Origin of the sequence: Haloferax sp. DFSO52, assembly GCF_048158745.1 — an archaeon.
Lineage (GTDB): Archaea > Halobacteriota > Halobacteria > Halobacteriales > Haloferacaceae > Haloferax.
This window is the reverse complement of record NZ_JBLOPB010000002.1, coordinates 664,109-676,402: the sequence shown is the minus strand read 5'-3', so window position 1 is coordinate 676,402 and position 12,294 is coordinate 664,109. Positions and strand designations below refer to the sequence as shown.

15 protein-coding genes and 1 tRNA gene are annotated in these 12,294 nt (G+C 59.0%); 5 read left to right on the top strand and 11 right to left on the bottom strand.

Going from position 1 to position 12,294, the window contains the following annotated elements; all coding sequences use genetic code 11:
• Positions 1–75: 75 nt before the first annotated feature.
• Both ACK3SC_RS12955 and ACK3SC_RS12950 read right to left on the bottom strand, forming a co-directional pair.
• Positions 76–327, bottom strand: a complete 252-nt coding sequence (locus ACK3SC_RS12955; protein WP_416840607.1) for a hypothetical protein — start codon at positions 325–327, stop codon at positions 76–78.
• 116 nt (positions 328–443) lie between these two features.
• Complete coding sequence (locus tag ACK3SC_RS12950) at positions 444–665, bottom strand: hypothetical protein (RefSeq protein WP_416840606.1); 222 nt, start codon at positions 663–665, stop codon at positions 444–446.
• A 125-nt stretch (positions 666–790) separates the two neighbouring features.
• Between ACK3SC_RS12950 and ACK3SC_RS12945 the strand changes: the two genes are divergently transcribed.
• Both ACK3SC_RS12945 and ACK3SC_RS12940 read left to right on the top strand, forming a co-directional pair.
• Complete coding sequence (locus ACK3SC_RS12945) at positions 791–2,008, top strand: GNAT family N-acetyltransferase (protein ID WP_416840605.1); 1,218 nt, start codon at positions 791–793, stop codon at positions 2,006–2,008.
• Between the two features lie 115 nt (positions 2,009–2,123).
• Positions 2,124–3,146, top strand: a complete 1,023-nt coding sequence (locus ACK3SC_RS12940; RefSeq protein ID WP_416840604.1) for a sodium:calcium antiporter — start codon at positions 2,124–2,126, stop codon at positions 3,144–3,146.
• A gap of 54 nt (positions 3,147–3,200) precedes the next feature.
• On the opposite strand, the gene yciH is transcribed toward ACK3SC_RS12940, so the two are convergent.
• The 3 genes from yciH to ACK3SC_RS12925 form a co-directional block, all read right to left on the bottom strand.
• Positions 3,201–3,506: a stress response translation initiation inhibitor YciH gene (yciH, locus tag ACK3SC_RS12935; protein ID WP_416840603.1), complete on the bottom strand. Its 306-nt coding sequence runs from the start codon at positions 3,504–3,506 to the stop codon at positions 3,201–3,203.
• Positions 3,507–3,714: 208 nt separating this feature from the next.
• Positions 3,715–3,843, bottom strand: coding sequence for a hypothetical protein (locus ACK3SC_RS12930; protein ID WP_416840602.1), 129 nt, complete (start codon positions 3,841–3,843; stop codon positions 3,715–3,717).
• 173 nt (positions 3,844–4,016) lie between these two features.
• Positions 4,017–4,202, bottom strand: coding sequence for a DUF1059 domain-containing protein (locus ACK3SC_RS12925; protein ID WP_416840601.1), 186 nt, complete (start codon positions 4,200–4,202; stop codon positions 4,017–4,019).
• Positions 4,203–4,876: 674 nt separating this feature from the next.
• Between ACK3SC_RS12925 and ACK3SC_RS12920 the strand changes: the two genes are divergently transcribed.
• Positions 4,877–5,896, top strand: coding sequence for a tyrosine-type recombinase/integrase (locus tag ACK3SC_RS12920; RefSeq protein WP_416840600.1), 1,020 nt, complete (start codon positions 4,877–4,879; stop codon positions 5,894–5,896).
• 2 nt (positions 5,897–5,898) lie between these two features.
• Here ACK3SC_RS12920 and ACK3SC_RS12915 read toward each other — a convergent pair whose 3' ends face one another.
• From ACK3SC_RS12915 to ACK3SC_RS12905, 3 genes are all read right to left on the bottom strand, one after another.
• Complete coding sequence (locus ACK3SC_RS12915) at positions 5,899–6,726, bottom strand: hypothetical protein (RefSeq protein ID WP_416840599.1); 828 nt, start codon at positions 6,724–6,726, stop codon at positions 5,899–5,901.
• Between the two features lie 213 nt (positions 6,727–6,939).
• Positions 6,940–7,013, bottom strand: a tRNA-Ile gene (locus tag ACK3SC_RS12910).
• 226 nt (positions 7,014–7,239) lie between these two features.
• Positions 7,240–7,782: an FxsA family protein gene (locus ACK3SC_RS12905; protein ID WP_416840598.1), complete on the bottom strand. Its 543-nt coding sequence runs from the start codon at positions 7,780–7,782 to the stop codon at positions 7,240–7,242.
• A 134-nt stretch (positions 7,783–7,916) separates the two neighbouring features.
• Between ACK3SC_RS12905 and ACK3SC_RS12900 the strand changes: the two genes are divergently transcribed.
• Positions 7,917–9,557 carry a DUF255 domain-containing protein gene (locus tag ACK3SC_RS12900; protein WP_416840597.1) on the top strand — a complete coding sequence of 547 codons (1,641 nt, stop codon included), beginning with the start codon at positions 7,917–7,919 and terminating at the stop codon, positions 9,555–9,557.
• Between the two features lie 83 nt (positions 9,558–9,640).
• Positions 9,641–10,444, top strand: a complete 804-nt coding sequence (locus ACK3SC_RS12895; RefSeq protein WP_416840596.1) for a TrmB family transcriptional regulator — start codon at positions 9,641–9,643, stop codon at positions 10,442–10,444.
• Between the two features lie 49 nt (positions 10,445–10,493).
• Here ACK3SC_RS12895 and mptA read toward each other — a convergent pair whose 3' ends face one another.
• The 3 genes from mptA to ACK3SC_RS12880 form a co-directional block, all read right to left on the bottom strand.
• Positions 10,494–11,420 (bottom strand): GTP cyclohydrolase MptA, encoded by a 927-nt coding sequence (gene mptA / locus ACK3SC_RS12890; RefSeq protein ID WP_416840595.1) that lies wholly within the window; start codon positions 11,418–11,420, stop codon positions 10,494–10,496.
• Positions 11,421–11,498: 78 nt separating this feature from the next.
• Positions 11,499–11,894 carry a hypothetical protein gene (locus tag ACK3SC_RS12885; protein WP_416841223.1) on the bottom strand — a complete coding sequence of 132 codons (396 nt, stop codon included), beginning with the start codon at positions 11,892–11,894 and terminating at the stop codon, positions 11,499–11,501.
• Positions 11,895–12,050: 156 nt separating this feature from the next.
• Positions 12,051–12,290 carry a hypothetical protein gene (locus ACK3SC_RS12880; RefSeq protein ID WP_416840594.1) on the bottom strand — a complete coding sequence of 80 codons (240 nt, stop codon included), beginning with the start codon at positions 12,288–12,290 and terminating at the stop codon, positions 12,051–12,053.
• Positions 12,291–12,294: the final 4 nt, after the last annotated feature.

The following is a 12,294-nucleotide window of genomic DNA, read 5'->3' as shown; positions in this document are numbered from 1 at the left end:
CTGTTTAAACGTCGCGTTCTTCCGAGTCTGTGCAAAGAGAAGGTCGTCGGTGGTCGAGTCGGCGCTCAGCGTCGGTCAGCGGTTGCCCGTCACGTAGAGGATGGGGCCGACGATGAGCAGGGCGATGCCGAGGAACATGTAGTGCGGCTTCGCCAGCGACTGCGGCGTCAACAGGAAGATGAGCCCGAACACGACAGCGTTGACACCGAGGATACGTCGGGATTTCAGCGGCAGTGCCCCGACCGTCGTCAGGATGAACACGAGCAACAGCGCTTGCCCAATGTTGTAATTGAGCAGAAAGCTGTCTATGAGCTGAAGGGGAAGCATTCTTGTTTTCTCGGTCGGTTCGAATCGACTATCAAAGTTCCGTTATTCTCGTTCGACTCTGCCCACCCGTTGCCCACCATATTTCGGGAACGTGTCGAACGAACGACGTGAATGGCTTACTGTGACGGGCCAGAGATGTCGAGCGGGCGAATCCACCCGTACCAGACGAGGAGTATCATCCCGGCGTATCCGAGGACGAACACGAGCATCCCGATAGTGTTGTATCCGGCCTCACCGAGCAGTCTGCGTGCGACACCCGGAATGACGATTCCGAGCGTCACGACGGCGACGAGGAGCAGATTCTTGCGCTTCAGAAACGAACGCTGCGTCTCGCTCATGGTGACCGCTCAGTGGCGCGGCGACGTGAATCGCACGGTTCTCGAATCGATTGTGAACGCACGGTCGCGACACGGTATCTGAGTCATCTACGAAAGCATTTATCGCCAGCCAGCGGACAGATTGTATGCATCTCCACTCCCTCCCGGAGGAGCATCGCGACACCTATCGTGCGTTCCTCAGTTACGCCTTCAACCCCGAAGGTGGCCCCCACTGGGACGACGATAGCCTCCCAGACCCGGAGATCTACTACCCACGTGGCCTCTACGACGACTCGGCCGGGGTGTCGGTCGATGACCTCGATTCGAGCACCCTCGAGGCAGTCTGCGCGTTTTACGACTTTACTGCGCGCGTCCGCGGCGCATGGCATCCACTCCCCGGAATCTCTGCTGTCGCGTCTCCACCGGACACACGGCGACAGGGCCACATCGCGACGATGCTCGACGAACTCCTCGAAGAGTTCAGAGCGTCCGGACGGTATCTCTCGGCGCTCTGGCCGTTCAAATACGAGTTTTACCGCCGGTTTGGGTGGGCGACCACCAACAACTACGCGAAGACGACGGTTCCACCCGAAGAACTCACCGCAGTCAGTCCAGACGTCAGCGGTGAATTCGTCCGCCTCGATGCAGACGACTGGGAGCGCCTCGACGCAGTCTACACCGAGTGGGCCACCGAGGACCTCGCACTGGACCGAACAGAAGGCTGGTGGCGACACCGCGTCTTCCGAGGCTGGCAGGCAGACCCGTACATATACGGGTGGGAACGCGACGGCGACTTGCGTGGGTACGTTATCTACCGCGTGAAGGGAGACTGGGACTCGCGAACGATGCACGTCATGGAACTGGCCAGTGTCGATACCGACGCGCGACGGCACCTCCTGCGATTCCTTCGCGACCACGACTCGCAGGTCGACTCAGTCGTCCTCGAACGCGAACACGAAGAGACTCGGCTCATCGACGACCTGACAGACCCGCGTGCAGCGACAGTCGAAATCAAGCCCGGTCCGATGGTCCGCATCGTCGACGTTTCGGCAGCGCTCGAAGCAGTGTCGTTCCCGACGAATGCGGAGTCCGACATCGTCATCGACGTCGCTGACGACCGGTGTCCGTGGAACGACGGAGCGTTCCGTGTCGCCGTCGCGAACGGGTCAGCATCGGTCGAACCGACAGACGCCGATGCCGACGTACGCGTCGAAATCGGGGCGCTCTCGCAACTGCTCATCGGTTCCCGTACGGTGGCAGAACTGGCGCGCACTGACTATCTCACCGTCCACAACCCAGTTGCTGTCGAGGGATTGCAGGCTGTGTTCACCGAGCGAGATATCTTCTTCCGAGAAGGGTTCTGAAGAAAACGAACTCTGACGACACCATCGGAAGCCAGCGGCCAGTGACCAATGGCCAGTCGTCTGAACCCACGGACGCTACCACGCGCTTTTTTGTCACCCCACGCGAACGTCCGCTGTGGCATCGGTTCCAATTCTCGTGGCGTTCGCCATCGCGGGCGCAGTTCTCGCGTGGAAAGGTGGTGACTACCTCGTTCGGGCATCCGACCGACTCGGTGCGTACTACGGCCTCCCTGCCATCGTTCAGGGAGCCATCATCGCTGCCGTCGGGTCGAGTTTTCCCGAGCTTTCGAGCATCATCATCGCGACGCTTCGGTACGGCGCGTTCGACATCGGTATCGGCGCAGTGGTTGGGTCCGCAGTCTACAACATCCTCGTGATTCCGGCGGTGTCGGCGCTCGTCGGCGAGGGTCAGCGACTCGCATCGAACCGTGACCTCGTCTACAAAGAAGCGCAGTTCTACCTGCTCGCACTGGCCGTCCTCGTACTCACGTTTTCGCTCGCGGTCGTCTACGAGCCGGTTGGGAGCCCGACCAGTCTCGAAGGGTTCGTCACGCGGCCCCTCGCGCTCATCCCACTGTTACTGTATGGACTGTATCTCTTCATGCAGTATCACGACACGCTGGACCACCGTGCATCGCAGACCACGGTACCCTCGACTGTCGACCCGAGGCGGCAGTGGGCTATCCTCGTCGCGTCGCTCGCCATCATTCTCGCCGGCGCAGAACTCCTCGTCCGGTCGGCAGTCGGATTCGGCGACGTGTTCGGAACGTCGCCGTTCCTCTGGGGACTGACCGTCGTCGCTGCGGGGACGAGTCTGCCAGACACCTTCGTCAGCGTCACTGCCGCGCGGCAGGGGAACGCACCGATGAGTCTGGCGAACGTGTTCGGAAGCAACGTCTTCGCCCTGCTCGTCGCGCTCCCCATCGGAATCCTCGTCGCGGGCGGAACCGTCATCGCCTTCCAGGAGATCATCCCGATGATGAGCTTTCTCACGGGGGCGTCGATCGTCTTCTTCGCCGTCCTTCGAACCGAGATGGCACTGACTCGTGGTGAGTCGTTCGTCCTCCTCGGAACCTACGGGCTGTTCATCCTGTGGTTGGTCGCCGAAAGCCTCGGGATTACAGCCTTCGTTGGATGAGTCTGGCGCGACCGGGGCCGTGTGTCCAAGAAGGCGAGAAGAACTGTGTGGCGCTCAGGCGACTTGATAGCCGAATTCCGAGAGGATATCGCGGGCGCGTTGGACGTGGTCACCTTGCAGTTCTATCTCGTTGCCTTCGACGGTCCCGCCACAGGCGAGTCGGTGTTTGAGTTCAGACGCGAGTTCTTTGATCTCGGCACGGTCCATCTGGAACCCGGAGACGATGGTCATCGATTTGCCGTACCGGCGGGTGTCTTTTCGAATCGTGAGCGTCTGGCCGACCTTCGAGAGGTCGGCGTCGATGCCGAGTTCGTCTGGGAGGCCGCTGATGGACGAGAGGTCTTTGTGCTCTTTTTCCACAGGTTCTGGAAGGCGCTCTGCGAATAAGTGGTTATCTGCGAGCGACGCTGATTATCTGCGAGCGACTCGCGACAGCTGTGCGTGTGCAACCAGAGCGCGCTGTCGCTATAGAATCAGAGATGTACCCGTCGCGAAAAGGGCATGTCGCGACGAGTTGGGTTGATGGTGACCGCAAGTGCGGTCGTGGTGAGGGGTGTCTCGAACCTGCTCAGTCGCCGGGCGTGTTACCGCGCTGGTAGCGACCGACCATCTTCCACATCGCCACGTCGAGGTCCTCACCATTGGCGGCGGACTGGAGTTGACGGTACAGGTGTTCGGAGACGTTGATGGTTGGCATCACCAGTGCATATGTCGTGTACGACTTTAATACTACTGGAATACAGAATCGAGTAAACTTATACGGCGATAGGTTGATACTTGTCCACAAATCGCACGACCAAATGACTGTATCGACCCCATCGATTTCACAGGAGACGAGACACACACAGCAGGCAACCTGACGGGTTTATTTTAGTTCGACGACTGGCTCGATGGTCCAGCGTTGCGCTGTATTGCCAGTTCACCTGCTTCGAATGGGTCGACTGGCGTGTCGTGTTCGTCGTCCATGTGTTCCATCACGAGTACACCGACATCCTCACGAGAGTCGGCAGTCGTGCGAAATCCACAGCCAGAGAGACAGGTCAAGGTGAATGGCATGCTAACTTGTAGCACAGGCCGGGCCGTCTTATACGTTGCTCAATATTTGGCTGATTGACCTATATATTGGAGTGATAAATACCGAATCTGGTGGGATTTTGAGTTTGGGCAGCAGATTTGTCCAGAGTTCAGCGTGATTTTTCTACATTCAGAGAGTGTCTTCTCGTGGAGACAGCCTCCAAACAGGCCCAGCCGATTGGGGAACCCGGTCGCCTGGGTGCGTAAACTCAGAGTGAATCGTGTTCTGCGGAAAGAATCACGTCGTCGCGACATCGGGGACAAAAAACGTCTATGGGTGGGTGCGTGTCTGACAACAGCAAATACTAATTCGTCGCCAAATCACTTATGTATTCTGTGTTGCATGTTACCTCGTGAAGACCTGTCACTCTGTCCCGTACGGTCACGAGTAGACATCACAGAGAACACTCTCGACGTGTAGCGGAACCGCAGAAGTTGGGTGGCTGGGGAGCCAATAAGCCCGAACTCCCTCGGCAAAATGCCGAGTTCGTTGTGGATGGGCCAACGCGGATTTGAACGCGGACGGGCGCGAGAGGGACTGTAACGCACAAATACAGCCCCTCGCGCCCACGGCAATCATCAGATTAGGTCGCTCTCGGCAGTAAGCGTCCAAATCAGCGCACTCGGCCGTTATACGGTGGTTTGCATGAGAAACCATGTCCGACCAACTTGACCCGATGACGACGCGCGAAGCAGTCGAATTGTATCTGGAAGACCGAAAGCCGGAGGTGAGCGAATCGACGATTCAGGCACACGGCTACCGTCTCTCTCACTTCATCCGGTGGTGTGAGGGGGAAGGAGGCATCGAGAATCTGAACGACCTGACGGGACGAGACTTGATGCAATACAAAAATTGGCGGCGCGATGACGGCGGCCTGAACAACGTCACCATGCACACCCAATTGTCTACCCTTCGAGTGTTCATCAAATGGTGTGAGCGTGTAGACGCTGTAGAGCGAGGACTTCACGACAAGATTACCCTCCCATCTCTAAGCCGAAATGAAGACCGACGTGAGGTGATGTTAACGGCTGAGGCGGCTCACGCCCTCCTCGCATTCCTTCGCCAGTTCGAGTTCGCTACGAGAACCCATGCGCTCATCGAAGTCCTGTGGCATACAGGGATGAGGATTGGCGCGGCGCACGGACTCGACCTCGAAGACTACGACCGGGATGAGCAATGTCTCCAACTGCATCACCGACCAGAGACAGATACCCGGCTCAAGAACAAGGAGGCAGGCGAGCGGTTCGCCTCGATGAGCGCGGAGGTCTGTGATGTTCTCGACGCCTACATTGAGGTGAACCGCTACGACAGGACAGATGACTACGGACGCGAGCCTCTATTTACGAGCAAGCACGGACGCCCAGCCAAGACTACACTCAGAGATAGTATCTACGGGGCTACGCGACCGTGTACCTACGCACAAGGATGCCCGCATGACCGCGACCCGGAGACGTGCGAAGCGATGGACAGGAACAGAGCGAGCAAATGTCCCTCAAGCGTGAGTCCCCACGCGATTCGGCGGGGGTCAATCACACATCACTTGTCGAAAGATGTTCCTGAGAAGGTCGTCAGTGACCGGATGAACGTGAGTCTGGATATTCTTGAGAAACACTACGACCGCCGAGGTGAACGTGAGAAGGCAGAGCAGAGGAGAGGGTACTTGGATAACCTGTAGCCTCAAGAGCCATCTGTTCTTTGTCCAGAACGCCATTGGAGTAATGAGTTGACAATCGGGTAAGCACCAAGGACGACAATTGTGATTTGAGGTCCGAAAATCGGGAATGTAGCGAGGGCTACGAGTAGAATCACAATAGGAATCAGTAATTGGACTCGCTTTTCAGTGAAGAAATCAGACAAGAGACGCAAAATGAATCGAGGCGATGATTTGTTGTCTTTGGGTACGAGTGAATCATCTATCTCTATTTCAAAGTCGGTCGATTCATCGGCTAAGATTGAGTTAGATACCTGTCCGATTATCTTCTCAAATGATTCATCAACTAATCTGTTTTTCTGAGCATCGGAATCATATCTGTTAATTTGTGAGATATATTCTCGTAAGCTATGTTCAATTCGCGGGTGAGCAAAATCAATATCTTGATTATCAGCGTATTCCACAGCGGATTCTAATGAAGATATGACTTTCTGATAATCTCTCTCAGGGGATTCATTGAAGCCGTCTATCGACTTTGCGAGGTAATGATAAATAACGTCTCTCTGCCGGAACCCAATAGAATTGAGCTTGTCAACTGATGCTACCATTATAACCGTGCCAAGAATAACACCAGCCCCGAGTATCAGATAGAGAAAGAAATCATCCACCCCAAAATATGTCGTCCCCAAATTTGTTGATGATTTTATAAATAAGTTGATGATAAAACCGAGACCTGCAGTGAGTAAATATAGTATGAAAAGTAGGTCAGGAGATGACCACTTTTGTGCCTGCTTGTAGTCGATGATGACACTTTCTTGTTCGAGAAACTCCTGTAGAAATGGCTCCGGTTCCACAAGACAACCACCGAACATGTGGGAATAAATCTTTCGTGGGGAATTACTTCTTGAGACAAGCCCAACTACTCAACAGGAAGTAGTAGCGCGAGGAGCGCGGTTGAAATGAACTGATTATAGACGTTTCTCTCAGAAAAGTTGGGAACGAAGTTAGGTGGCTGGGGAGTTCTCAACCCCTAACAGGCTACAACTACGAATTGTAGCCCTGAGATATGGGCCAACGCGGATTTGAACCGCGGACCTCCCGGTTATCAGCCGAGCGCTCAACCTGACTGAGCTATTGGCCCAGGTTGGCGCGTTTAGTCGTTGCGCGCTGTTGATTTTAAGACTTTCTTTTCGACGGAGCGTTGGTGCGTGTTAGTGAGTGTCGCCGTCGTATGTCGATTCGATGAGCGCACACCGGAACCGGAGTCGGCGGGGTCGGTGTGCGAACCGACCGTTTCCAAACGTGTACGGCCCCCACAGTGGGTGCCGTCGCTCACAGGGCGTCGAAAAACGGCGAGAAAAGACGCGTTATTCTGAGTCCTGTCCGCCGAACCGATACGAATCGGGGTCCGCGTCGTAGACACCGTCGCCGCCGGTGGTGTATGTGCCATCGCCGGTGGTGTAGGTCCCATCCCCGCCGGTGTCGTCCTGCGGAAAGCCGGCCGTCCAGACGTTGCCGGTGATGAACCCGTCTGTCTGCTTGTCGAGGTAGGGTTGGACCACGAACCGCTTGATCACCTCGCGGATGGGATACCGCGTCACCGGGATGGCGAGGAGGAAGCCGATGGTGTCGGTGACGAGACCCGGCGTGAGGAGGAACGCGCCGGCCGCGATGAGGAGGCCACCGTCCATGAGTTCGTTCGTCGGCAGGTCGCCTCGAGCGAACTTCGTCTGCAGATTTCGAAGGGTGTGTCGCCCCTCTGCACGGACGAGTAGCATGCCGACGAGACCCGTCAGCACCACTAACGCGACGGTCGGCACGAGGTCGATGTACTGCGCGACCACCACGAGCAACAACGCGTCAGAGAGGGGGATGAGGAGCAAGAGCGCGATAAGCGTGCGCGTTCGCATGGTCGTCCCTACCGTGTCCCGGCCCATAGCCCTTTTGTCCCGACACGGGAGCGGACTTCCACCGCGTACGCCCGCCGACCGCCGTGCGGCATGGCCTCGAAGCGCTTACCCGCATCGACTGCCGATGGTGGGACATGACCGACGAGACGCGCGTCGAATGGCGACCGTGGGGTGCCGACGCGTTCGCCGAGGCAACGGCGGTTGACAAACCGATTCTCCTGTCGCTCACTGCGACGTGGTGCGAAGACTGTCACGAGATGGACGCCGAGACGTACGCAGAACCGCGTATCGCGGCGAACCTCAACGATGGCTTCGTCCCCATTCGGGTGAACGTCGACCGCCACCCGCGCATCCGCGAGCGGTACAACATGGGCGGGTTCCCCTCGACGGTGTTTCTCGCACCGAATGGGCGGCCAATCACGGGTGCGACCTTCATCGGCCCCGAGGGGATGCGGCAGGTCATCGACCGTGTCCGCGAGGTGTGGGAGAAGAAGGGTGCTGAGGCCGGGAGACTCCCGCGCGCTCTCACTGGCGACCTCCCGCCAGCAGGCGAACTCTCCAGTCAAATCGAAGCGCACCTCGCCGGACAGGTAGAAGTGACCTACGACGAAGACCACGGTGGGTGGGGCGACGCGGCGAAGTTTCCACTCCCGCGCACCGTCGAGTTCGCGCTCAAACGCGACCAACAGCGAGCACTTCGTTCGCTCGACGCCATCCGAGACGGCCTCTTCGACCCTGTCGAAGGTGGGTTCTTCCGGTACGCGGACGACCCCGCGTGGGCGAAACCGAACCGCGAGAAGACGCTCGAATCGAACGCAGCACTCCTGCGAGCATTCGCCAACGGCTATCGCTACACTGGCGAGGACGCCTACCGCGACCCGGCGACAGAAACTGCGAACTTCCTCGTCGAGTCGCTCTGGACCGGCACCGGATTCGGGGGGAGCATGGGCCCTGCGGCCGGGACAGACTACTACCTCCTCGGAAAAGAGGGGCGAGCGAACGCCCCCGGCCCCCGGACGGACCTCACGGTCTACGCCGGTGGAAACGCCCTCGCAGTTGACGCACTGCTGGTTCTCACTGGACTCACCGACGACGAACAGGCCCGCGAGTACGCGACGCGGGCGCTCGACCGAATCGCCGAGGACCTCGTCGACGATGGCGTCGTCACACACTTCCACTCGGGTGGTGCAGTCGGCGAGTCGCTCCTCCTCGAAGACCACGCGCGCGTCGTCGCCGCCGCGTGTCGCGCCCGACAAGTGCTCGGAGACGACACTGTTACAGGCGAGACGTATCTCGACTTTGCGACGACCGTTGCCGACACTGCCATCGACGAACTCTTCGAAGACGGCTCGTTCCTCGACGGCCCTGCCGCTGGCGAAGGGCTGTTGTCGTTGCCACTCCGTCCGCTCGACGGGAACGTCGAGATGGCCAACGCACTCCTCGACCTTGCAATCCTTACGGACACCGACGAGTACCGCGAGGTAGCCGAACAAACGATCAGCGCGTTCGCCGGTGCGTGGGACCGAATCGGCGTGCAAGTCGCCGAATACGGAGCTGTCGCCGCACGATTACTCCGAGACCCGCTCGTCGTCGAACTCGGCGACGAGGCGGGGTCGGACCTCCACCGCGCTGCGCTCCGTGTCGCAGACCACGAAGCAGTCGTCGTCCCTGCGGCCGATATCGACGCTGGAACCGCACGTGTCAGCGTCGGGTCGGATACTCACGAAGCAACCACTCCGGACGAGTTGATGGACGCAGTCTCGATAGTCACATAGGCCGCCCGAATCGCCTCGCCCCAAACCGAGACATGGTGTAAACATCCGGTTTGTTTATAACGAAGAACCGAGATAGACCGTGCATGGCGAGTCTTCGAGATCTCGGACTTTCTGAATACGAAGCGCGGGCGTACCGCGCACTACTCCGAACGGGAGCAACGACGGCGAAGGAACTATCGCGGGCGAGTGACGTTCCGATGGGTCGCATCTACGACGTGCTGAACAGCCTCGAACAGTACCACCTCATCCGGAGTCAGGCGGCGAGTCGACCGAAGAAGTACGTCGCCGTCGAACCGGACATGGCGCTCGAACGACTCCTCGAGAGCAAGCGACAGGAGTTAGACGAGAAGGCCCAGCAGTACGAGGCCGTCGTCGACGAACTGAACACCGAACTCGACGCTGCGGAACCAGTCCACGACCAGTTCTGGACGGCAGCAGTCGGCGACGACGAGACGATCGACCTCCTCGTCGAGCGATTGGCGGCCGCCGACGACTCGCTCGCGATGGTCGCGGGGACGCCATCTCCGCAGTTCGACCTCGGTGCGGTCGGTGACCTCGTCGTCGAAGAACTCGAAGCGGCGCTCGAACGAGGTGTCGAAGTGTCGATTCTCATGTCTCCGGACCTCGTCGATAGCCTCCCAGAGAGCGTCGGTCGGCGCTACATGGACCGCCTTTCGGACCATCCAAAGTTCCACGTCCGAACCGCGGAGAACCTCACTGGCGTGTTCAACCTCATCGACGACGTGGAAGTCTGTATCGAGGTTCCCAACCCGCTCAACCCCGGGCAGGCGTTCGCGATGATAGACCTGAAAGACCCCGAGTTCGCCGCCGACCTCAGGTCGACATTCGACCCGCGCTGGGAGGCGGCAGCACCGCTCCCACTGTAAGTCAAAACGGAGTGTGTTGGAGACCGTCGAGTCTGACGGTCGAGACCGACTATTCGTCGAGCTCTGCTCGGAGTTGTCCCAGCGTCACTTCGCGCTCTGCGTGCGCGTTGTGCTGGTGAATCGACTCGTCGTTCGACTGCTTCATGTGGACCACAGCGTTGTCGGGAAGATGCTCGAATTCGTCGATGGACATCTCCGCCATCGAGCGAACGCAATCTTCGACGAACTTCGCGTTCGCGTGTGCGTGGTACGTCATGTGGTCTTCGTCGGGACGCTTCGCGAGGTTGTAGATGCGTGCGGACATCGAGTCGCGGGCGATGTCGATGAGGTCCATCAAGTCCACATCTGGCGAGCCCTCGGTTTCGACGGTGAGCGTGGCGTGGCCGCGCTGGGAGTGACCGGGTTGCGGAACCTTGTCGAGGAACTCCTCGATGGTGTCGTCGTCGACGGCGAGGTCTCGAAGCACGTCGCGGGCACGAGATGCCGACATCCCCTGCGAGCAGGGACAGACCGTCATGCCGACGACTTTGGCTCCGATTTCTTCACGGGTTCCGGCTTCGGTCGCCGTGGCACTCGCGATGATCTGGGCGGTGCTCTGGGTAGCCAGACCACTCGCGGGGGTGTCTTCACGAACGACGAGTTCGGCAGTCATCCGAACCTCGGCCGTCGTGGTGTACTCGTGTTTCGCGAGGAGACGTTCGGCGGCGTCGCCGCACATGTCTTCGACTCGGTAGGCGGGTTCAGAGACGGCTGCTTCGAGCACCTCGTCGATGACCTGCATATTTCGGCTCATGTCGATGCCCTTTCGGCCGCTTGGGAGGTCGACGAAAACTTCGAACTCGGCCATCAAGACGAGCGGACGCTTTCCGTCGCGGGCAATCTTGACGAGCTTCTCGACGCCTGTGACGCCGACCTGGCTCAACCCGACGGTCACGTCCGGTTGAGAGGCCTGGACGTCAGGCAACTGGTGACTCATCAGCGAGTTAGAAGTGCTGTTGCTGATTAGTGCTTTCGATAGACGAACAAAATCGGCGGAAGACGTCCTGATGTTCGACTAGGGCCAGTCGTCTCGGCTCTCGGCTTCGAAGGGGTCGTCGACTGCGTCGTCGTCGTCAGCGAGTACCCACCCCGCTGCTGCTGCCGCCTCTTCGACGGGGAGGTACTCCCAGTCGGCCTGCTCGGCGAGTTTCCGGTCTTCGTCGGTCGTCCCGATGAAGACGTGTCTGTCGGTGTCGAACTGACGCATCACGTTTTCGAGGCTCTCTTCGACGCCGCGCGGCCCGGAGAAGAAATCCTGACGGATGCGCTCTTTTCGGGTGAAGTTGGTCACGACGTACGTGGGCTTTTCGCTCACGACGCCGACGTACTTCGTCCACGTTCGCGCGTCCGCGAAGGCCGCATTCGGGTTCGCGAGCTGTTTGAGTGCCTCTAGTTCGAACGCGAGCGTCATCGTCCCTTGTCCGCCACCTGCTGCCATGTCCGGCGATAGGCGGCGAGGCGTGGAAAACCACTTCGGTCCTCGTCGGACGGCGAGAACGCTACTCGGGGACTGTCGAAACTGGACGACGAAAAGCCACAGTCGAGCGCCAGCGGCTCGACGACGGGGTTACTGGATACGGACGTACTCTGTAAACACGACAACGTCTCCGCGAGAGAGTTGCGTCGCTGCCGGGTCGATATCGAGGCGACCCGACGGCGCGGCCGTTGCGAGTGCGTGTTGCGTTCGGTCGCTCAGTTCGTCGAAATGTCGAACCCGAGCGTCCGGTGGGACGTCCGTGATTGGAACGACGACAGGAGACGCTACGAACGCCGTCGCCGGTGCTGGCTGTCCATCCTTCGATGACATATGG

What these genes read in the sequence shown, in the direction of transcription:
- ACK3SC_RS12955 (WP_416840607.1), bottom strand. Translation starts at nt 327, where the DNA reads ATGCTTCCCCTTCAGCTCATAGACAGCTTTCTGCTCAATTACAACATT.
- ACK3SC_RS12895 (WP_416840596.1), top strand. Translation starts at nt 9,641, where the DNA reads ATGGCGAGTCTTCGAGATCTCGGACTTTCTGAATACGAAGCGCGGGCG.
- ACK3SC_RS12880 (WP_416840594.1), bottom strand. Translation starts at nt 12,290, where the DNA reads ATGTCATCGAAGGATGGACAGCCAGCACCGGCGACGGCGTTCGTAGCG.
- ACK3SC_RS12905 (WP_416840598.1), bottom strand. Translation starts at nt 7,782, where the DNA reads ATGCGAACGCGCACGCTTATCGCGCTCTTGCTCCTCATCCCCCTCTCT.
- ACK3SC_RS12920 (WP_416840600.1), top strand. Translation starts at nt 4,877, where the DNA reads ATGTCCGACCAACTTGACCCGATGACGACGCGCGAAGCAGTCGAATTG.
- ACK3SC_RS12930 (WP_416840602.1), bottom strand. Translation starts at nt 3,843, where the DNA reads ATGCCAACCATCAACGTCTCCGAACACCTGTACCGTCAACTCCAGTCC.
- ACK3SC_RS12925 (WP_416840601.1), bottom strand. Translation starts at nt 4,202, where the DNA reads ATGCCATTCACCTTGACCTGTCTCTCTGGCTGTGGATTTCGCACGACT.
- ACK3SC_RS12900 (WP_416840597.1), top strand. Translation starts at nt 7,917, where the DNA reads ATGACCGACGAGACGCGCGTCGAATGGCGACCGTGGGGTGCCGACGCG.
- ACK3SC_RS12950 (WP_416840606.1), bottom strand. Translation starts at nt 665, where the DNA reads ATGAGCGAGACGCAGCGTTCGTTTCTGAAGCGCAAGAATCTGCTCCTC.
- mptA (WP_416840595.1), bottom strand. Translation starts at nt 11,420, where the DNA reads ATGAGTCACCAGTTGCCTGACGTCCAGGCCTCTCAACCGGACGTGACC.
- ACK3SC_RS12945 (WP_416840605.1), top strand. Translation starts at nt 791, where the DNA reads ATGCATCTCCACTCCCTCCCGGAGGAGCATCGCGACACCTATCGTGCG.
- ACK3SC_RS12885 (WP_416841223.1), bottom strand. Translation starts at nt 11,894, where the DNA reads ATGACGCTCGCGTTCGAACTAGAGGCACTCAAACAGCTCGCGAACCCG.